This window comes from Rubrivivax gelatinosus, assembly GCF_004340905.1.
Taxonomy (GTDB): domain Bacteria; phylum Pseudomonadota; class Gammaproteobacteria; order Burkholderiales; family Burkholderiaceae_C; genus Rubrivivax; species Rubrivivax gelatinosus.
On the sequence record NZ_SLXD01000012.1, the window covers coordinates 1 to 19,820 of the forward strand.

The window sequence follows — 19,820 nt, forward strand, 5'->3', positions numbered from 1 at the left end:
TCGCCATCAGCGTCTCCTCGTGAGCGGTGCTGCCAGCGTAGAAGTTCACTGGCTCACTGCGTGAGACTGCTGAGGCACGTTGCTAATCAGGACGATTGTAGTCACGCATATCCAAGAAAAATCAAGGATTTGTGAGGACATACGCACCATTCTTCAGGCTTCGCTCGAGGTTCTGGACACCCACCGGACACGCGCAGGCAAAGGCACCGAGATGACCCCCGACCCCCACCCCGCCACGGAGCTGCAGGATCCCGCGCAGGAGCCGCCGCCGCCGGCGTGCGTGATCAGCTTCAACGCCAGCGATCCCAGTGGTGCCGGCGGGCTGGCCGGCGACGTCTCGACGATAGCGGCGATGGGCGCGCACGCGCTGCCCGTCGTGACCTCGATCGTGATGCGTGACACGGCCGAGGTCTTCGATCACCACGAAATCGACGACGACGCCGTCGTCGAGCAGGCGCGCACCATCCTCGAGGACGTCACGATCTCCGGCTGGAAGGTCGGCTTCCTGGGCAACGCCGAGACGGTGAGCGCCGTCGCCGAGGTGCTCTCGGACTACGCCGACGTGCCGCTGGTGGCCTACCTGCCCGGCCTGTCCTGGCTCGACGAGGAGCAGCTGCAGCCCTACCTGGACGCCTTCCGCGAGCTGATCCTGCCGGCCACCGAGGTGCTGGTGGGCAGCCACAAGACGCTGCAGGACTTCCTGCTGCCCGACTGGGACAGCGAGCGGCCGCCGTCGGCGCGCGAGCTTGCCGTCGCCGCCGGCGAACACGGCACACGCTACGTGCTCGTCACCGGCGTGATGCTGGCCAGCAAGGGGCACGAGCAGTACATCGACAACGTGCTGGCGTCGCCGCAGGGCGCACTGACCGGCGAGAAGTTCGAGCGTTTCGAAACCGCGTTCGTCGGCGCGGGCGACACGCTGTCCGCGGCCCTGGCCGCACTCCTGGCCGCCGGCAGCGAGCTGCAGGCGGCAGTGGGCGAAGCCCTGTCCTTCCTCGACCAGAGCCTGGACGCGGGTTTCCGCCCCGGCATGGGCAACGTCGTGCCCGACCGCTTCTTCTGGGCATTGCCGCCGGCCGAGGACGGCGAGCCCGAACCCGGCCCCGACGAGCCGGATCCCGGTTTCGACGATCCCAAGACCCAAGGCGCCCCGCGGCGCGTGCACTGAAACACTCTTCTCGATGACCACCAACGAACAGCTTTTCGCCCGCGCCCAGGCCGTCATTCCCGGCGGCGTCAACTCGCCCGTGCGCGCCTTCCGCGCCGTCGGCGGCACGCCGCGTTTCATCTCGCGCGCCCAGGGCGCCTACATCTGGGACGCCGAGGACAAGCGCTACATCGACTACATCGGCTCCTGGGGCCCGATGATCCTCGGCCACGGCCACCCGGCGGTGCTCGAAGCGGTGCAGAAGGCGCTGCTCGAAGGCTTCAGCTTCGGCGCGCCGACCGAGCGCGAGATCGAACTCGCCGAAGCCATCATCGCCCAGGTGCCGAGCATCGAGCAGGTGCGCCTGGTCTCCAGCGGCACCGAAGCCGGCATGAGCACGCTGCGCCTGGCGCGCGGCGTCACCGGCCGCAGCAAGATCATCAAGTTCGAGGGCTGCTACCACGGCCACGCCGACGCGCTGCTGGTCAAGGCCGGCTCGGGCCTGGCGACCTTCGGCCACCCGACCTCCGCCGGCGTGCCGGCCGAGGTCGTGCAGCACACGCTGGTGCTCGAATACAACAACGTCGAGCAGCTCGAGGAGACCTTTGCCGCCCAGGGCGGCGAGATCGCCTGCGTGATGCTGGAGGCGATCGCCGGCAACATGAACTTCGTGCGCGCCTCGGTGCCGTTCGTGACCAAGCTGCGCGAGCTGTGCAGCAAGCACGGCGCGCTGCTGGTCTTCGACGAGGTGATGACGGGCTTCCGCGTCGCGCTGGGCGGCGCGCAGAGCGTCTACGCCAAGCTGATCCCCGGCTTCGAGCCCGACATGACGGTCTTCGGCAAGGTCATCGGCGGCGGCATGCCGCTGGCGGCCTTCGGCGGCAAGAAGGACGTGATGAAGCAGCTCGCGCCGCTGGGCCCGGTCTACCAGGCCGGCACGCTGTCGGGCAACCCGGTGGCCACGGCCTGCGGCCTGGCGACGCTGGCCGAGATCACCAAGCCCGGCTTCTACGAGGCGCTGGCGGCCAAGACGCAGAAGATGGTCCAGGGCATCGCCGACGCCGGCCGCGAGGCGGGCGTGCCGATCGTCACCGACAGCGAAGGCGGCATGTTCGGCTTCTTCTTCGCCGACAGGCTGCCGCAGAACTACACCGAGGTGATGGCCACCGACAAGGAGCGTTTCAACCGCTTCTTCCACGGCATGCTGGACCGCGGCGTGTACCTGGCGCCGGCGATGTACGAAGCCGGCTTCGTCAGCGCCGCGCACACCGACGCCGACCTGGCGGCGACGAAGGCGGCGGCGCTGGAGGCGCTGCGCGGCTGAATCGCCGTCAGCTGACGGAACGGCCGCCTGCGGGCGGCCGTTTATTCGATCAGGCCGGCGACGAGCGCAGGCCGTAGACCTTGTCGCCGACGAACAGGTACTCGGCGCGCAGCACCGGCTCGTCGCGCGGCGTGCTCGTCGTGTAGCCGAGCACCGCGACCGAGTCGCCGGGTTTGATCTCCTCGACCTGCCAGGCCTGCAGGCGCGACAGCGGCGCGAGTTCGACGCGCCACATCGCGGCGCGCCGCTCGGGCACCCGCGCCTCGGCCAGCAGCCCCGGGCCGTCCACCGCGCTCGTCTGCGCGGGTAGCCGGCGGCGCGCCAGATCCTCGGGCACACGCAGATCGCCGGCCGGCTGCAGCTCGAATTCGGCGTGCGGGTTGCGCCAGGCCACGCGCAGTGCGCGGCCTTCCAGCCACAGCGGCTTCGTGGTGTCGAAACCGCTCCAGCCGTGATGGGCGTACGCCGGACGCAGCGCGACAAAAGCGCCCGCGGCGACGAAGAGACGTCGTTGCATGTCGAACTCCTGTCGGCTGGAACCCGGATCCGCGCGCACGCGCGCCGGCTCAAACGTAGGCGATCCAGCGTCCGCAGCCGATGACCGCCGCCCAAAGCCCCAGCGAGACCACGGTCTGCCAGCGCGCACGGCGATCCAGGCGTCCGAGGCCGTCACGCGCGTGGAACCAGACCGCGTTCAGCCCGGCCAGCGTGATGAGCGCCAGCTTGAGCAAGAAGGCGCGGTTGGCCAGCAGATCGCCCGGGGCCGAAGCGAACATCAGCAGGCCGCTGGCCGCCGCGACGGCGAAGCCGCCGAGGGTGGTGCCCAGCGCCACACGCGCCAGCGGGCGGACCGGAATCTCGTGCGCCAGGCCCCAGAGGCGCAGTTCCAGCACCACCAGGCTGCCCACCAGCAGGCCGATGCCGGCGATGTGCAGCGCTTCGAGCGCCGGGTAGGCCCAGGCGCTGGTCGCGATCCAGCCGAACGCTGATGCGGGGACGGCGGGCTCCATCGGCGCAGCGTAGCAGCGCGCACGGCATCCGGCGCCGCGGCACGCCCTGCCGCCCCGCCTGTTCCGGGGTGACGATCCTTGAGGCGGGTCGCGGCAACGGCGATGCGCCGGCCTAGACTCGCTGGCGAGCCGGATCGGTAAACCGGCCCACCGAGGGGAGTCTTCATGTCATTGCAATTCACCGTGCGCCGCTGGGGCGCCGGTCTGGCCGCAGCGTTGCTGCTCGGCGCGACGGTGCCGGCGACGGCCGCCAGCGACACCGCGGGCTATTTCAACCCGCCGAAGTTCGCGTCCGCGAAGCTGTCGCCTTCGGGCAACCGCCTCGCCCTGGTCGTGAAGAACGACGAGGGTTTCGAGGCTCTGGCCGTGATGGACCTGCCGCCGACCCAGCCGCCGCGTGTGCTGCAGTCGTATCCCACGGCGCACGTGACCGATGTCAACTGGGTCAACGATCAGCGGCTCGTGTTCCGCGTCACCGAGCCGCGCACCGACATGCGCGAGGACGGCAGCGGCATCTTCGCCATCGATCACGACGGCGCCGACGAGGTGATGCTGACTTCGCGTCGCCTGGGCAACAACGTGACCGAGTCACGCGTGCGTTCGCGCGTGCTGCCCTACAACTGGTCCCTGCACGACACGCTGGACGACGGCAGCGACGACGTCATCCTGGAGGAGGTCATCTACGACGCCCTCCGCGACCCGATCGGCAGGCGCCTGGGCCGCGTCGACTCGAAGACCGGCGTCCTGCAGGCGCTGACGGCGGGCACCGACGCCTCGTACAACGGCATCGAATGGGAGTTCGACCGCCAAGGGACGATGCGCGCGATCCGCACACGGACCCAGGGCCGCGACCGGCTGCTGACACGCCGCTCGCCGCAGGACGAATGGAAGACCCTCTGGGACCGCGATCTGCTGGCCGACGACACGCTGTCGCCGGTGCAGTTCGAGAACGACCACGAGCTGATCGTCCAGTCCTCGGTCGGTGGCGACACCAGCGGCCTGCACGTGCTGGACACCCTGACGGGCAAGGTGGACCCGGAGCCGCTGCTGCGCGTCGCGCGCTACGACATCGAGTCCGCCATCGTCGACAAGCGGGCGGGCCGCGTCGTCGGCGCCCAGCTGACCGCGGGACGCCCGATGACGGTGTGGTTCAGCGAGCGCATGACGGCGATCCAGAAATCGGTCGACCTGGCGCTGCCCGAGCGCTTCAACACCATCGCCTGCGGCCGCTGCGAGAGCTCGCGCTTCTACGTCGTGTTCTCGCAGACCGACAAGCTGCCGGGCGAGTTCATCCTCTACGACCACGAGAAGAAGTCGCTGTCGCCGATCGGCTCGATGCGGCCGTGGATCGACCCGTCCAGGCAGGGCCGGCGCAGCTTCCACTGGACCCAGGCGCGCGACGGCCTGCCGCTGTCGGTGGTGGTCACGCACCCGGCCGGCCATGACGGCAAGGAGGCGCTGCCGGCCATCGTCGTCGTGCACGGCGGGCCCTGGGCCGAGGGTTCGGACCGCAGCTGGTCCGGCTTCGCGCAGTTCTTCGCCAGCCGCGGCTACCGCGTCATCGAGCCCAACTTCCGCGGCACCACCGGCTACGGCAGGCGCGCCTTCAACGCCAGCATCAAACAGTGGGGCCAGTCGATGCAGGACGACCTGGCCGACTCGGTGCAATGGGCCGCCAAGGAAGGCCTGATCGACGCCAAGCGCGTCTGCATCTTCGGCGGCAGCTACGGCGGCTACGCGGCGCTGATGGGCCCGGTGAAGCATCCGGACGCCTACCGCTGCGCGGTCAGCGTCAACGGCGTCACCGACATCCAGCTGATGTTCACCAGCGCACGCGCCGACGCCACGCGCAACTCGCTGCTCTACAGCATGCCCAGGCTCGTCGGCGACCCCGACAAGGACGCCGCGATGCTGCGCGAGAACTCGCCGGTGGCCCGTGCCGCCGACATCAAGGTGCCGGTACTGCTGGTGCAGGGCGGACGCGACCGCCGCGTGCCCAAGGAACACGCCGACGACTTCGAAGCCGCCGCGCGCAAGGCCGGGGTGAAGATCGAGCGCGTGGACTACCCCGACGAGTACCACAGCTTCATCGAGGTGAAGAACATCGCCGACTTCGCCGACCGCAGCGCGGCCTTCATCGACCGCGTGCTGAAACCCTGACGCCCAGGCGCCAACCCGCAGCCGGCCCCCCTGGGCCGGCTGCCTAGAATGCCCGGATGCACCTCCACATCCTCGGCATCTGCGGCACCTTCATGGGTGGCATCGCCGCCCTCGCCCGCGAAGCCGGCCACCGCGTGACCGGCTGCGACGCCAACGTCTACCCGCCGATGAGCGACCAGCTGCGCTCGCTCGGCATCGAGCTGATCGAAGGGTTCGGCGCCGAGCAGCTGGCGCTGAAACCCGACGTCTTCGTCGTCGGCAACGTCGTCACGCGCGGCAATGCGCTGATGGAAGCCATCCTCGACGCCGGCGCCGCCTACACCAGCGGGCCGCAGTGGCTGGCCGAGAACGTGCTCTTCGGCCGCCACGTGCTGGCCGTCGCCGGCACCCACGGCAAGACGACGACGACCTCGATGCTGGCCTGGATCCTGGAGCAGGCCGGGCTGGAGCCGGGCTTCCTGGTCGGCGGCGTGCCGCTGAACTTCGGCGTCTCGGCGCGCCTGGGCGGCGGCAGGTTCTTCGTCATCGAGGCCGACGAGTACGACACCGCGCTGTTCGACAAACGCAGCAAGTTCGTGCACTACCGGCCGCGCACCGCGATCCTGAACAACCTCGAACACGACCACGCCGACATCTTCCCGGACCTGGCAGCGATCGAGACCCAGTTCCACCACCTGGTGCGCACCGTGCCGGGCAGCGGCCGCATCGTCGTCAACGCACGCGACGAGGCGCTGCAGCGGGTGCTGCAGCGCGGCTGCTGGAGCGAGGTGCAGCGTTTCGGCCCGAAACGCGAGGAGCCCGGCGCACTGCGCGCACGCGGCGAGCCGCACGCCTTCGACGTGCTGCGCGGCAGCCTGAAGATCGGCCGCGTCGACTGGGCGCTGCTGGGCGAGCACAACCAGCTCAACGCGCTGGCCGCGATCGCCGCGGCCGAACACGCCGGTGTCGCGCCCGAGGCCGCGGCGGCCGCGCTGGCGACGTTCCAGAACGTGCGCCGGCGGCTCGAACTGCGCGGCGAGGCCGGCGGCGTCAAGGTCTACGACGACTTCGCCCACCACCCGACGGCGATGCGCACGACGATCGACGGCCTGCGCCGCAAGGTCGGCGCGGGGCGCATCCTCGCCGTCTTCGAGCCGCGCTCGAACACGATGAAGCTCGGCACGATGAAGGCCCAGCTGCCCTGGGCGCTGGAAGACGCCGACCTCGCCTTCGGCCTGCAGGGCGACTGGGGCTGGAGCGTCAAGGAAGCGCTGGCGCCGCTGGGCCCCAGAGGGGCGACGGCCGACACGGTGGACGCGCTGGTGGCCGCCATCGTGCGCAACGCGCGCCCGGGCGACCACGTGGTCTGCATGAGCAACGGCGGCTTCGGCGGCATCCACGCCCAGCTGCTGGCCGCGCTGCAGGGCCGCTCGTGAGCGGCGCGCCGACGCACCTGCTGTACCTGCACGGCTTCCGCTCGTCGCCGCAGTCGGCCAAGGCCAGGCGCGTCGCCGCCTGGCTGGCCGAACACCGGCCCGAGGTCAGGCTCTGGTGCCCGCAGCTGCCGCCGTCGCCGCGCGCCGCGCTGGCGCTGGTGCTGGACGGCACGGCCGACTGGCCGGTGACCTCAGCCGTCGTCGGCAGCTCGCTCGGCGGCTTCTACACGACCGCGGTCGCCGAAGCCCGTGGCTGGGCCGCCGGGGTGCTGAACCCCGCCGTCGATCCGGCACGCGACCTGGCCGCGTACATCGGCGAGAACCGGCAGTACCACGCGCCCGAAGAGAGCTTCTACTTCCTGCCCGAGTACGTCGACGAGCTGCGTGCGCTGCGGCCGGCGGCGATCAGCCGGCCCGAGCGCTATTTCGCCGTCGTCGCCACCGGCGACGAACTGCTGGACTGGCGCGAGATGCACGCGCGTTATGCCGGCGCGACGATCCGCCTCGTCGAGGGCAGCGACCACGCGCTGTCCGATTTCGACGACCACCTTCCCCACCTGCTGAGGTTCCTGCGGCTATGCGATTGAAGGACAAGGTCTGCATCGTCACCGGCGCGGCGCAAGGCATCGGCGCGGCCACCGTCGCCAAGTTCGCCGCCGAAGGTGCCGTCGTCGTCGCCTGCGACCGGCACGCCGACACCGTGCCCGGCGCCGCCGAGAGCTTGGCCGTCGACGTCACGGTGCGTGCCCAGGTCGACGCGATGGTCGCCGCGGTGAAGGCGAAACACGGCCGCATCGACGTGCTGGTCAACAACGCCGGCATCACGCGCGACGCGCGCCTGGTGAAGATGACCGAGGAACAGTTCGACGCCGTCATCGACGTCAACCTGCGCGGCGTCTTCCACTGCGCGCAGGCGGTGGCGCCGCTGATGATCGAGCAGGGTTCGGGTGTGATCCTCAACGCCAGCAGCGTCGTCGGCATCTACGGCAACTTCGGCCAGACCAACTACGCCGCGTCCAAGTTCGGTGTCATCGGCTTCACCAAGACCTGGAGCCGCGAGCTCGGCCCCAAGGGCGTGCGCGTCAACGCCGTCGCGCCGGGTTTCGTCGCCACGCCGATCCTGGAGACGATCCCGGCCAAGGTGCTGGAGCACATGCGCGCTCAGGTGCCGCTGCAGCGCCTGGGCCGGCCGGAGGAAATCGCCGCCGTCTACGCCTTCCTGGCCAGCGACGAGGCCAGCTACGTCAACGGCGCGGTGCTCGAGGTCTCGGGCGGGATGACGGTGTAGCGGGCCACACGCACGGTTTTCGCGCAAGCGGAGGCGCGACGCCGGGCGGCCGGATCGCGCAAGTATTAGGAGGAGGCCGGGCGCAGCCCGGCCGGGGGACATGGAGCGAGCCGGCCGCCCGGTGGCCGTGGCCCGCCTGTGCGGCAGCAACGCCGAGGGCCAGCCCGTGCACACAGGACATGACACCGATCGAAACCCGGCGATCCGGCGAGCCCGGCGCCCCGGCCGCTGGTGGACAATCGCCCGGTGACTTATGCCCTGTTCGACGACGCCGGGAAATTCCACGCCGGCCGCGTGATGTCCGAAGCCGAGAGCTCGATGCAGATCGAGCTCGATTCCGGCAAACGCGTGAAGGTGAAGGCGGCCAACGTGCTGCTGCGCTTCGAGAAGCCGGCCCCGGCCGAGCTGATCGGCCAGGCGCAGGCGCTGGCGGCGGAGATCGACCTCGACCTCGCCTGGGAGTTCGCGCCCGAGGGCGAGTTCAGCTTCGCCGACCTGGCGCGCGACTACTTCGAGGCCTCGGCCGGCACGGACAAGCAGGCCGCGGCGCTGTTCCGCCTGTTCGAGGCGCCGCACTACTTCCGCCGCCTCGGCAAGGGGCTGTTCCGCAAGGCGCCCGAGGAGACGGTGAAGGCCGCGCTGCTGGGCATCGAGCGCAAGAAGCAGATCGCCGCGCAGATCGAGGCCTGGGCCGGCGAGATCGCTGCCGGCCAGTGCCCGCCGCCGGTGCGCGAGCAGCTCTACCGGATCCTCTTCAAGCCCGACAAGAACGCGCCCGAGTACAAGGCCGTCGTCGAGGCCGCCCGGCGCAGCCAGCGCGCGCCGCTGGACCTGCTGAAGGACGCCGGCGCGATCGACAGCCCCTACCAGTTCCACTGGCGGCGTTTCCTCTTCGAGGTCTTCCCGCAGGGCACGGGTTTCCCGGCGCTGGCCGCGCCGGCGATCAAGGAAGAGCTGCCGCTGGCCGCCGTGCAGGCCTTCTCGATCGACGACTCGCAGACGACCGAGATCGACGACGCGCTGTCGGTGCAGGGCCTGGGCACGGGCACCGTGGTCTTCGGCATCCACATCGCCGCACCGGGGCTGGCGATCCAGCCCGAGTCGCCGGTCGACAAGGTCGCGCGCGACCGCCTGTCCACCGTCTACATGCCGGGCTGGAAGATCACGATGCTGCCCGACGAGGTCGTGCAGGCCTACACGCTGATCGAAGGCCGCGACTGCCCCGCCGTCAGCCTGTACGCGACGGTCGACGAGGCCACGTTCGAGGTCCGCGCGGTCGAGACGAAGCTCGAACGCGTGCCGATCGCCGCCAACCTGCGCCACGACCAGCTCGACGACGTCATCACCGAGGCGACGCTCGCCGGCGAGGCGCCGGCCGACTACGCCTTCGCCGCCGAACTGGCTTTCTGCTGGCGCTTCGCGAAGGCGCTGAAGGCGGCGCGCGAGGTCGTGCGCGGCAAACCCGAGAACTTCAACCGGCCGGACTACAACTTCCGCCTCGAAGGCAACGCGGCCGAACCCGACGGCAGCGAACGCGTGCAGATCACGACGCGCCGGCGCGGCGCGCCGCTGGACCTGATCGTCTCCGAGGCGATGATCCTGGCCAACAGCCGCTGGGGCGGCTGGCTGGCCGAATGTGGCGTGCCCGGCATCTACCGCAGCCAGGCCAGCCTGCTGCCGGGCATCAAGGTGCGCATGGGCACCAAGCCGGCGCCGCACGCCGGCATGGGCGTGGCGCAGTACACCTGGGCCACGTCGCCGCTGCGGCGCTACGTCGACCTCGTGAACCAGTGGCAGATCATCGCCTGCGCACGCCACGGCCGCACCGCGGCGCTGGCCGCGCCGTTCCGGCCCAAGGACGCGTCGCTGTTCTCGATCATCTCGGGCTTCGACGCCGCCTACTCGGCCTACAACGACTTCCAGCACGGCGTCGAACGTTTCTGGACGCTGCGCTGGATCGAGCAGAACGGCGTCACCGAGCTCGAGGCCGCGGTGATGAAGGGCGGGCTGGTGCGCGCCGAGACGCTGCCGCTGGTGTTCCGCGTGCCCGGCACCGAGGACTGGCCGCGCGGCGCACGGCTGCGTGCGCGTGTCGCCGGCATCGACCTGCTGACGCTGGACCTGCACGCCACGCTCGTCGCGCGCATCGAGGACGAGCCGCCCGAAGCGGTGGCCGAAGTCGACGACGAGGCCGAGGCCGTCGGCCCGCTGACGCTGGCCATCGACGTCAACGACGCCCCTGCCGGAGATGCTGCCGCTTAAGCTGTCGCTGCCGGCGCTGCTGGCCAGGCTGACGGCGCTGCAGGCAGCGCTGCTGGTGTCCGTGGGCCTGCACGCGGTGCTGCTGACGGTGCGTTTCGTCGACCCGGAGGCTTTCAACCGCGTGTTCCGCGACACGCCGCTGGAGGTCATCCTCGTCAACGCGCGTTCCAACGAGGAGCCCGCCGAGGCCCAGGCCATCGCCCAGGTCCGGCTGGCCGGCGGCGGCGATGCGGCACGTGGCCGCGCGACCTCGCCGCTGCCGCGTGCGCCGCGCACCCAGGCCGGCGACGCCGCCGACGAGGCACGCCGGCGCATCGAGGACCTGCAGGAGCAGCAGCAGCAGTTGCTGGCCCAGCTGCGGCGCGAGCTGGCCGCGCTGCCGCCGCCGGACCCGCGACGCGACACCGGCGACCCGCAGGAACGCGAGCGTGAGCAGCACCGCCGCCAGCTGCTGCAGATGCTCGCCGAGATCGAGAAGCGCATCAACGAAGAGAACGCGCGGCCGCGCAAGCGCTACATCAGCCCGGCCACGCGCGAAGAGGTCTACGCGCTGTACTACGACCTGCTGCGCCGGCGCATCGAGGACCGCGGCACGCGCAACTTCCCCGAACGCAACGGCGTCAAGCTCTACGGCGAGCTGGTGATGAACGTCACCGTCGACGCCGCCGGCCGCGTCGTCGACACCGAGATCGTGCGGCCCAGCCCGTCGCGCGTGCTCGACCAGCAGGCCATGGCCATCGTGCGCGCCGCCGCGCCGTTCGGCCCCTTCACCGCTGCGATGCGCCGCCAGGCCGACCAGATCGTCGTCACCTCGCGTTTCCGCTTCACGCGCGAGGAAGGCCTGGAAACGATCCCGCTCGCCCGCTGACACCATGCCCGCATCCGACCGCTACGCCGTGCTCGGCCACCCGGTGGCGCACAGCCAGTCGCCCTTCATCCACGCCGAGTTCGCGCGCCAGACCGGCGAGGCCGTCGACTACGGCCGCGTCGAATGCCCGCTCGACGGCTTCGAGGCCACGCTGCGCGCCTTCGCCGCCGGCGGCGCCCGCGGCTGCAACGTCACCGTGCCGTTCAAGTTCGAGGCCCCGCGGCTGGCCGCCCGCGTGACGCCGCGCGCCGCGCTGGCCGAGGCGGCCAACGTGCTGCGCTTCGACGCCGACGGCTGGAGCGCCGACAACAGCGACGGCATCGGCCTGGTGCGCGACCTGGAGCTGCACGCCGGCCAGCCGGTCGCCGGGCGGCGTGTGCTGCTGGTCGGCGCCGGCGGCGCCGCCGCCGGCGTGCTGGGGCCGCTGATCGAGGCCCGGGCGGCCGCCATCACCGTCGTCAACCGCAGCCCCGAGCGCGCCGCCGCGCTGGTGGTGCGACACGCCGCGCTCGCCGCCGGACACGGCTGCACGCTCGCCGCCGGCGGGCTGGACGCCCCCGGCACCGGCTACGACATCGTGCTCAACGCCAGCGCCAGCAGCCTGGCCGGCTCGGCCGTGCCGGTGCCGGCGTCGGTGCTGGCGCCGGGCGCGCTGGCCGTCGACCTGATGTACGGGCCGGCCGCCGAACCCTTCCTCGCCTGGGCGCGCGGCGCCGGCGCCCGCGCACGCGACGGGCTGGGCATGCTGGTCGAGCAGGCGGCCGAAGCCTTCTGGTTCTGGCGCGGGGTGCGCCCCGACACCGCGCCGGTGCTGGCCGCGCTGCGCGCGCGTGTGGAGGCCAAGGCGTGAAGCGCCACGCCTGGCGACTGGCCGTGCTCGTTGTCGTCTGCGGCCTGGCGCTGCAGGCCTTCTTCGCGCTGCGTGTGGCGGCGATGGCGGTGTTCGATCCACAGTCCACCGCCTTCCAGCGCAGCGAAGCCTGGCGGCTGCTCGTCGAGCAGCACCGCATCGACTGGACGCAGGACTGGGTGCCGCGCGAACGCCTGGGCACCCACATCCAGCGCGCCGTCATCGCCAGCGAGGACGCCGGCTTCGCCGAGCACTCGGGCGTCGAATGGGACGCGATCGAGCAGGCCTGGGAGCGCAACCAGCGCTCCGTGGCGCGCCTCGAGGCCGGCCGGGCGAAGACCGCGAAGATCGTCGGTGGCTCGACGATCACGCAGCAGCTGGCCAAGAACCTGCTGCTGTCGGGCGAACGAACAGCCCTGCGCAAAGCGCAGGAACTGGCGATCACGATGATGCTGGAGACCTTCCTGTCCAAGCAGCGCATCCTGGAGATCTATCTGAACAACGTCGAATGGGGCGAAGGCGTGTTCGGCGCGCAGGCCGCCGCGCGCCACTACTTCCGCGTCGACGCCCAGCGCATGACGGCGATGCAGGCGGCGCGGCTGGCGGTGATGCTGCCGGCGCCCAAACGTTTCGAGAAACGCCCGAACTCGGGCTACGTCGCCGGGCGCGCGCAGACCATCGTCGCGCGCATGGGCGCGGTGGAGCTGCCATGAGCCCGCAGGAATTGTCCGGGGCTCATTGCCGCCTGGCGGGACCGGCCGCAGGACTAAGGGTGCCCCAGTGAGCCTGCAGGCCGAGATCGCCGCCGCCGCCGCGCGCCTGGTCGTCGAGGACGGCCTGGAGTACGCCGCCGCCAAACGCAAGGCGGCGCGCGACCTGGGCCGCCGCGGCGGGCGCGCCGGCGAGCTGCCTAGCAACGAAGAAGTCGAGGACGAGGTCCGCGCCTATCTCGAGCTGTTCTGCGCCGACACCCAGCCGGCCGAACTGCGCGCGCTGCGCGACACAGCACGCCTCTGGATGCGGCGGCTGGCGGAGTTCCGCCCGCATCTGGCCGGCGCCGTCTGGCGCGGGACCGCGACACGGCGTTCGGCCGTGCTGATCGACCTGTACTGCGACGACTCCAAGGCTGCCGAGATCGCGCTGATCAACGCCGGCGTCGACTACGACGTCGCCAGCATCGAGCGCCCGGGCGCGCCCGAGACCTCGGTGCTGATCGTCGGCAGCCGCAACGCCGAGCTGGGCGAGATCGTCACGCTGCATCTCGTCGTCAACGAACACGACGCGCTGCGCGGTGCGCTGAAACCCGACGCGCGCGGGCGCAGCTGGCGCGGCGACCTGGCGGCGCTGGAGCGTGTGCTGGCGGAGGACGGCGCATGATCCGGCGCGCCCTGCTGGCCGCCGCGGTCGGCGGCGTCGGCGCCGGTGTCGGCTGGCGCTGGTTCGAGAGCCGCCGGCTCACGCCAGGCGACGAAGCGCTGTGGGCCGCGCGCTACCCGCGTCCGGACGGCAGCGAACTGGCGCTGGCCGAGCTTCGCGGCCGCCCGCTGATCGTCAACTTCTGGGCGCCGTGGTGCCCGCCCTGCGTCCAGGAGATGCCGGCACTGGACCGGCTGCAGCGGCGGCGGCCCGACATCACCTTGCTCGGAATTGCCGTCGATCAAGCCGAGCCGGTGCGCCGGTTCCTCGAGCGCAGCCCGGTCTCCTATCCGATCGTCGTCGCCGGTTTTGCCGGCGTCGGGCTGTCCCAGCAGCTCGGCAATCCGGGCAGCGGGCTGCCGTACACGGTCCTGATGGCGCCCTCGGGGCGTCAGGTGCGGCACAAGTTCGGCGAGACCAGCGACACCGAGCTCGAGTCCTGGCTCGACTGATCCGGCACCCGTTCAAGCGGTCAGCAAAGGCCGATCTTCGACAATTTGCCTCCATCTGCAACGAATTTGGCGTAGAGTGCGCCCTTTCCGCAAGGCGGCCTGCCCCGATCATCAGAACGGCAGGGGTTTGCAGTTCTGCAAAATAGGCTTCAGAAGCGCGCCGATCGACCAGACTTATTGACCGGCCGCAGCCAGCCGGGCCCGACACGGGTTCAGGCTACGCCGATCACCCAAGTTACCGCGCGGGACACCCCCGCTCCGTCAGAAGAGGACCGACATGGACCTGAGAAAGCTCAAGACGCTCATCGACCTCGTTTCCGAGTCGAACATTTCCGAACTCGAGATCACCGAAGCCGAGGGCAAGGTCCGAATCGTCAAGGGTGGCGTCGCGACGGTCGCGATGGCCCCGGTCGCCGCCGCGCCGGCGGCCCCCGCAGCCGCGCCGGCCGCCACGACCGCGCCGGCTGCCGCCGAACCGGCCGCCCCGGCCGAGCCCGCAGGCAAGGTCATCAAGTCGCCGATGGTCGGCACCTTCTATCGCGCCGCCAGCCCGGGCGCCAAGCCGTTTGCCGACGTCGGCCAGCAGATCAAGGAAGGCGAGGCGGTCTGCATCATCGAGGCGATGAAGATCATGAACGAGATCGAAGCCGACTGCTCCGGCCGCATCCTGCGCATCCTGTGCGAGAACGGCCAGCCGGTCGAGTTCGGCCAGCCGCTGTTCATCGTCGAGTAAGCGCGACCGCCGTGTTCAAGAAGATCCTCATTGCGAACCGGGGCGAGATCGCCCTGCGCATCCAGCGGGCCTGTCGCGAGATGGGCATCAAGTCGGTCGTCGTCTATTCCGAGGCGGATCGCGAGGCCAAGTACGTCAAGCTCGCCGACGAGGCGGTGTGCATCGGCCCGGCGCCGTCGGCCCAGAGCTACCTCAACATGCCGGCGATCATCTCGACGGCCGAGGTGACGGACGCCGAGGCGATCCACCCCGGCTACGGCTTCCTGAGCGAGAACGCCGACTTCGCCGAACGTGTGGAGAAGAGCGGCTTCGTCTTCATCGGCCCGACGCCCGAGGCGATCCGCATGATGGGCGACAAGGTGTCGGCCAAGCAGGCGATGATCAAGAACGGCGTGCCCTGCGTGCCCGGCACCGAAGGCGCACTGCCCGAGGACCCGAAGGAGATCATCCGCCAGGCGCGCGCCATCGGCTACCCGGTGATCATCAAGGCCGCCGGCGGCGGCGGCGGCCGTGGCATGCGGGTCGTGCACACCGAAGCCGCGCTGCTCAACGCCGTGCAGACGACACGCACCGAAGCCGGCGCCGCCTTCGGCAACCCGGCCGTGTACATGGAGAAGTTCCTGGAGAACCCACGCCACGTGGAGATCCAGATCCTGGCCGACAACTACCGCAACGCGGTGTGGCTGGGCGAGCGCGACTGCTCGATGCAGCGGCGCCACCAGAAGGTCATCGAGGAGGCGCCGGCGCCGAACATCCCGCGGCGCATCGTCGAGCGCGTCGGCGAGCGCTGCGCTGCGGCCTGCAAGAAGATCGGCTACCGCGGCGCGGGCACCTTCGAGTTCCTCTACGAGAACGGCGAGTTCTATTTCATCGAGATGAACACGCGGGTGCAGGTCGAGCACCCGGTGACCGAGCTCGTGACCGGCATCGACATCGTGCAGATGCAGATCCGCATCGCCGCCGGCGAGAAGCTGCCGTTCGCCCAGCGCAACATCCAGCTGCGCGGCCACGCGATCGAATGCCGCATCAACGCCGAGGACCCGTACAAGTTCACGCCCTCGCCGGGCCGCGTGACGATGTGGCACCCGCCGGGCGGCCCGGGCGTGCGTGTCGACTCGCACGCCTACACGAACTACTACGTGCCGCCGAACTACGACTCGATGATCGGCAAGGTCATCGTGCACGGCGACACGCGCGAGCAGGCGCTGGCGCGCATGCGCAGCGCGCTCAGCGAGACGGTGGTCGAGGGCATCCAGACCAACATCCCGCTGCACCGCGAGCTGATGCTGGACGCCAAGTTCATCGAAGGCGGCACCAGCATCCACTATCTCGAAGGCTGGCTCGCGCAACACAAGCGATGATCCGCTGATGATGTTTGAACTGGTCCTGCGCGCCCCCGAGGCGCTGGTGGAAACTGTCTCCGACGCGCTGTCCGACGACCTGGACGCGCTGTCGGTCTCGGTCGAGGACGCCGACGCCGGCACCGAGGCCGAGCAGGCGCTGTTCGGCGAGCCGGGCATGCCGGCGCCGCGCCCGGGCTGGGACCGCTCGACGCTGCGCGCCTTGTTCGAGGACGAGGCCGCCGCCGAACGCGCCGCGACGCTGCTGCTGGCCCAGGACTGGACCGAGGGCCTGTCGCTGCAGGCGCTGGAGCCGGTGGCCGAGCAGGACTGGGTGCGCATCACGCAGGCGCAGTTCGGCCCGGTCGAGATCACGCCCAGCTTCTGGATCGTGCCGAGCTGGCACGAACCGCCGGCGACCGCCGAGCGCGTGATCCGGCTCGACCCGGGGCTGGCCTTCGGCACCGGCACGCACCCGACGACGCGCATGTGCCTGCGCTGGATCGCCGCCCACGCCCAGCCCTGGAGCCGCGTGCTCGACTACGGCTGCGGCTCGGGCATCCTGGCCATCGCCGCGGCGCTGCACGGCGCGGCGGCGGTCGACGCGGTCGACATCGACCCGGCCGCCGTCGACTCGACCTGCGCCAACGCCGTGGCCAACGGCGTGACGCTGACCCCGGGCCTGCCGGACGCGGCCGGTGGCGTGTATCCGCTGGTGCTGGCCAACATCCTGGCCACGCCGCTGAAGCTGCTGGCGCCGCTGCTGGCCGGCTTCGTCGCGCCGGGCGGCTCGCTGGTGCTGGCCGGCATCCTGGAGCGCCAGGCCGACGAGCTGAAGGCGGCCTACGCCCCGTTCCTGACGCTCGAAGTGAGCGACCGCGAGGACGGCTGGATCCTGATGACGGCATCGCGCATGGCATGATCGGCGCATGACGCTCGCCGCCCGGTGCCCGTCCTGCGGTACCGTTTTCCGTGTGGTGCAGGACCAGCTTCGGGTCTCCGACGGCTGGGTTCGTTGCGGCCGCTGCGGCGAGGTCTTCAACGCCATCCAGAACCTCGTCGACCTCGACGTCGAGACACCGGGCCCGCCGCCGCAGCACGAGCCCTCGGCTGACGAACCCGGGCCAGGGCCCGGGCAGCACCCCGCCCGGGACGGCGGGATAGAGTTCCCGCCGCCGCCGCTGGCCGCCACGCCGTCGCGCGACGACGCAGCCGAAGACGGCCATGCCGAGACCGTGCTGCTGGAACGCGAACCCGACGATCCCGGCCCCGCCTGGGACCTGCCGCCGTCCGCGACGTCGGCCCGGACGCCGGAGCCGGCTCCCGGCGACGGGCCGCTGCGCGCGCCCGAGGCCGAACTGCCGTTTGATCCACCGCCGCCCGTGGCGCCGGCCGCCGCGGCGGCACCGGCACCCGAGCCCCAACCTGCCTTCCTGCGCCACGCCGAACGCCGCGAACGCTGGCGCCAACCTCGGGTGCGCGCCCTGCTGGCCGCGGCCTGCGCGCTTGCCGGCGTCTCCTTGTTCGCCCAGGCGGCCTACGAGTACCGCGATCTCGTCGTCGCACGCTGGCCCGGCGCACGCCCGGTGTTCGAGGCGCTGTGCCAGGCGCCGGCCTGCACGATCGGGGCACCACGTTCCATCGAAGGCCTGAGCGTCGAGAGCAGCGGCCTGGTGCGCGTCGAAGGCACGGCGATGTACCAGTTGCAGGTGCTGCTGCGCAACCGCTCGGCGCTGCCGCTGGCGGTGCCGTCGCTGGACCTGACGCTGTCGGACAGCCGCGGCGGCACGATCGCACGCAGGGTTCTCACGCCCGCCGAAGCCGGCATCTCCGCACAGGCCGTGGCACCGGCGGCCGAAATGCAGATCCAGGTCACGCTGACGGCCGCCGGCAAGCCGGTGGCGGGCTATACGATCGAGATCTTCTACCCCTGACCCCGCGCGCCGGTCGCGCGCCATCCCCGGAGTTCCCTATGCCCGCGCTGATCTGCGGTTCGCTCGCCTTCGACACCATCACGACCTACCCTGGCCGCTTCGCCGAGCAGATCCTGCCCGAGCAGATGCACATCCTGAATCTGTCGTTCCTGGTGCCGACGCTGCGGCGCGAGTTCGGCGGCTGCGCCGGCAACATCGCGTACACGCTGCAGGCGCTGGGCGGCGAGGCGGTCGTCATGGCCGCGCTCGGCAGCGACGGCGCCGACTACCTGGCGCGCATGAAGGGCTGGGGCGCCGACACCTCGCTGGTGAGGGTCGACGAGAGCGCGTACACGGCGCAGGCGATGATCATCACCGACGTCCAGAACAACCAGATCACCGCCTTCCACCCGGGCGCGATGCAGAACGCGCACCTGGCCCAGGTGCCGGCGCGTGCCGACCTGAAGATCGGCATCATCTCGCCCGACGGCCGCGAGGCGATGGGCGAACACGCCGAGCAGATGCACGCCGCCGGCATCCCGTTCATCTTCGACCCGGGCCAGCAGCTGCCGATGTTCGACGGCCCGGCGCTGCGCCGCATGGTCGAGATCGCGAGCTGGGTCGCGGTCAACGACTACGAAGGCCGCATCCTCTGCGAACGCATCGGCACCGACCTCGCCGGCCTGTCGCGCCTGGGCCTGAAGGGCGTCGTCGTCACGCTGGGCGAACGCGGCTGCGAGATCTGGACCGACGGCGAGCGCCGCGAGGTCCCGGGCGTCGCGGCGGCCGGCATCGTCGACCCCACCGGCTGCGGCGACTCCTTCCGCGCCGCCCTGCTCTACGGCCTGGAGCGCGGCTGGGACCTGGAGCGCTGCGCGGCGCTGGGCAACCGCGTCGGCGCGCTGAAGATCGCCTCGCGCGGCGGCCAGAACCACGTCGTCGACCGCGCCGCGCTGGGCCTCTGAAGCCCGCGACGCAGGCATGAAAAAGCCCGGCCAAGGCCGGGCTCCAGAAGAACACCGGCCGCCTCGAGCGGCCGGTTCTTCGTCAGGGCTTGTTGCCGGTCGGGAACGGCCAGGCGGCCGCGGGGCTCAGCGTCGTCTTCGCGGCGGCTGCCGGGGCAGCGGCAGCAGGCGCAGGCTCGGCCTTCTTGGCCGCCGCCTTCTTCGCCGGAGCGGCCTTCTTGGCCGGCGCCGCGGCCTTCTTCGCCGGGGCCGCCGCCTTCTTGGCCGGGGCTGCAGCCTTCTTCGCCGGAGCCGCCTTCTTGGCCGGCACGGCAGCCTTCTTCGCCGGAGCCGCCTTCTTGGCCGGCGCCGCGGCCTTCTTCGCCGGGGCCGCCTTCTTGGCCGGCGCCGCAGCCTTCTTCGCCGGAGCCGCCTTCTTGGCCGGCACGGCAGCCTTCTTCGCCGGGGCCGCCTTCTTGGCCGGCGCCGCGGCCTTCTTCGCCGGGGCCGCCTTCTTGGCGGGCGCCGCCGCCTTCTTGACCGCGGCGGCCTTCTTCGCCGGCGCAGCCTTCTTGGCCGGCGCAGCGGCCTTCTTCTCAGCCACGACCTTCTTGGCCGGAGCCGCCTTCTTTGCCGGCGCAGCCTTCTTGGCCGGCGCCTTCTTCGCAGTTGCCATCACGATCTCCTTGATCAAGTTG

20 protein-coding genes are annotated in these 19,820 nt (G+C 71.1%); 17 read left to right on the plus strand and 3 right to left on the minus strand.

Annotation, left to right across the window (positions count from 1 at the left end):
* Window positions 1–211: 211 nt before the first annotated feature.
* Entirely contained in the window at window positions 212–1,168 is a 957-nt protein-coding gene (thiD, locus tag EV684_RS17690; RefSeq protein WP_132648619.1) for a bifunctional hydroxymethylpyrimidine kinase/phosphomethylpyrimidine kinase, read from the plus strand.
* A 13-nt stretch (window positions 1,169–1,181) separates the two neighbouring features.
* Entirely contained in the window at window positions 1,182–2,471 is a 1,290-nt protein-coding gene (gene hemL / locus EV684_RS17695; RefSeq protein WP_132648620.1) for a glutamate-1-semialdehyde 2,1-aminomutase, read from the plus strand.
* Window positions 2,472–2,520: 49 nt separating this feature from the next.
* On the opposite strand, the gene EV684_RS17700 is transcribed toward hemL, so the two are convergent.
* Together EV684_RS17700 and EV684_RS17705 are read right to left on the minus strand one after the other, a co-directional pair.
* Window positions 2,521–2,988 (minus strand): DUF6152 family protein, encoded by a 468-nt coding sequence (locus EV684_RS17700; protein ID WP_132648621.1) that lies wholly within the window; start codon window positions 2,986–2,988, stop codon window positions 2,521–2,523.
* A 49-nt stretch (window positions 2,989–3,037) separates the two neighbouring features.
* Entirely contained in the window at window positions 3,038–3,481 is a 444-nt protein-coding gene (locus tag EV684_RS17705) for a hypothetical protein (RefSeq protein ID WP_132648622.1), read from the minus strand.
* A gap of 165 nt (window positions 3,482–3,646) precedes the next feature.
* Here EV684_RS17705 and EV684_RS17710 point away from each other — a divergent pair, with 165 nt between their 5' ends.
* The 15 genes from EV684_RS17710 to EV684_RS17780 all read left to right on the plus strand — a co-directional run bounded on the left by EV684_RS17710 (window position 3,647) and on the right by EV684_RS17780 (window position 19,143).
* Entirely contained in the window at window positions 3,647–5,641 is a 1,995-nt protein-coding gene (locus EV684_RS17710) for an alpha/beta hydrolase family protein (RefSeq protein ID WP_132648623.1), read from the plus strand.
* A gap of 56 nt (window positions 5,642–5,697) precedes the next feature.
* On the plus strand, window positions 5,698–7,056 hold the full coding sequence (gene mpl / locus EV684_RS17715) for a UDP-N-acetylmuramate:L-alanyl-gamma-D-glutamyl-meso-diaminopimelate ligase (protein ID WP_132648624.1): 1,359 nt from the start codon (window positions 5,698–5,700) through the stop codon (window positions 7,054–7,056).
* Window positions 7,053–7,643 (plus strand): YqiA/YcfP family alpha/beta fold hydrolase, encoded by a 591-nt coding sequence (locus tag EV684_RS17720; RefSeq protein ID WP_132648625.1) that lies wholly within the window; start codon window positions 7,053–7,055, stop codon window positions 7,641–7,643. Before mpl ends, EV684_RS17720 begins: the two co-directional genes overlap by 4 nt.
* Entirely contained in the window at window positions 7,634–8,344 is a 711-nt protein-coding gene (locus EV684_RS17725) for a beta-ketoacyl-ACP reductase (protein ID WP_132648626.1), read from the plus strand. Before EV684_RS17720 ends, EV684_RS17725 begins: the two co-directional genes overlap by 10 nt.
* 246 nt (window positions 8,345–8,590) lie before the next feature.
* Window positions 8,591–10,606: a ribonuclease catalytic domain-containing protein gene (locus tag EV684_RS17730; RefSeq protein WP_132648627.1), complete on the plus strand. Its 2,016-nt coding sequence runs from the start codon at window positions 8,591–8,593 to the stop codon at window positions 10,604–10,606.
* A complete protein-coding gene (locus tag EV684_RS17735; protein ID WP_200222311.1) occupies window positions 10,593–11,474 on the plus strand; it encodes an energy transducer TonB in 882 nt (293 codons plus the stop codon). The genes EV684_RS17730 and EV684_RS17735 overlap by 14 nt, the downstream gene beginning before the upstream one ends.
* 4 nt (window positions 11,475–11,478) lie before the next feature.
* Complete coding sequence (gene aroE / locus EV684_RS17740; protein ID WP_132648628.1) at window positions 11,479–12,324, plus strand: shikimate dehydrogenase; 846 nt, start codon at window positions 11,479–11,481, stop codon at window positions 12,322–12,324.
* Window positions 12,321–13,037, plus strand: coding sequence for a monofunctional biosynthetic peptidoglycan transglycosylase (gene mtgA, locus EV684_RS17745; RefSeq protein WP_132648629.1), 717 nt, complete (start codon window positions 12,321–12,323; stop codon window positions 13,035–13,037). Before aroE ends, mtgA begins: the two co-directional genes overlap by 4 nt.
* 67 nt (window positions 13,038–13,104) lie before the next feature.
* On the plus strand, window positions 13,105–13,701 hold the full coding sequence (locus EV684_RS17750; RefSeq protein WP_132648630.1) for a hypothetical protein: 597 nt from the start codon (window positions 13,105–13,107) through the stop codon (window positions 13,699–13,701).
* The gene (locus EV684_RS17755; RefSeq protein WP_132648631.1) at window positions 13,698–14,192 is read left to right on the plus strand and encodes a TlpA family protein disulfide reductase; all 495 of its coding nucleotides are present in this window, start codon (window positions 13,698–13,700) and stop codon (window positions 14,190–14,192) included. Before EV684_RS17750 ends, EV684_RS17755 begins: the two co-directional genes overlap by 4 nt.
* A 277-nt stretch (window positions 14,193–14,469) precedes the next feature.
* Window positions 14,470–14,925 (plus strand): acetyl-CoA carboxylase biotin carboxyl carrier protein, encoded by a 456-nt coding sequence (gene accB, locus EV684_RS17760; RefSeq protein WP_132648632.1) that lies wholly within the window; start codon window positions 14,470–14,472, stop codon window positions 14,923–14,925.
* Window positions 14,926–14,936: 11 nt separating this feature from the next.
* A complete protein-coding gene (accC, locus tag EV684_RS17765) occupies window positions 14,937–16,286 on the plus strand; it encodes an acetyl-CoA carboxylase biotin carboxylase subunit (RefSeq protein ID WP_132648633.1) in 1,350 nt (449 codons plus the stop codon).
* Window positions 16,287–16,296: 10 nt separating this feature from the next.
* Window positions 16,297–17,187, plus strand: coding sequence for a 50S ribosomal protein L11 methyltransferase (prmA, locus tag EV684_RS17770; RefSeq protein WP_165908532.1), 891 nt, complete (start codon window positions 16,297–16,299; stop codon window positions 17,185–17,187).
* Between the two features lie 7 nt (window positions 17,188–17,194).
* Window positions 17,195–18,199 carry a DUF3426 domain-containing protein gene (locus tag EV684_RS24070; protein WP_165908528.1) on the plus strand — a complete coding sequence of 335 codons (1,005 nt, stop codon included), beginning with the start codon at window positions 17,195–17,197 and terminating at the stop codon, window positions 18,197–18,199.
* A 38-nt stretch (window positions 18,200–18,237) separates the two neighbouring features.
* The gene (locus EV684_RS17780; RefSeq protein WP_132648635.1) at window positions 18,238–19,143 is read left to right on the plus strand and encodes a carbohydrate kinase family protein; all 906 of its coding nucleotides are present in this window, start codon (window positions 18,238–18,240) and stop codon (window positions 19,141–19,143) included.
* A gap of 82 nt (window positions 19,144–19,225) precedes the next feature.
* Here the strand turns inward: EV684_RS17780 and EV684_RS17785 are convergent, their stop codons facing one another.
* Window positions 19,226–19,798, minus strand: coding sequence for a histone (locus EV684_RS17785; protein ID WP_132648636.1), 573 nt, complete (start codon window positions 19,796–19,798; stop codon window positions 19,226–19,228).
* Window positions 19,799–19,820 lie beyond the last annotated feature (22 nt).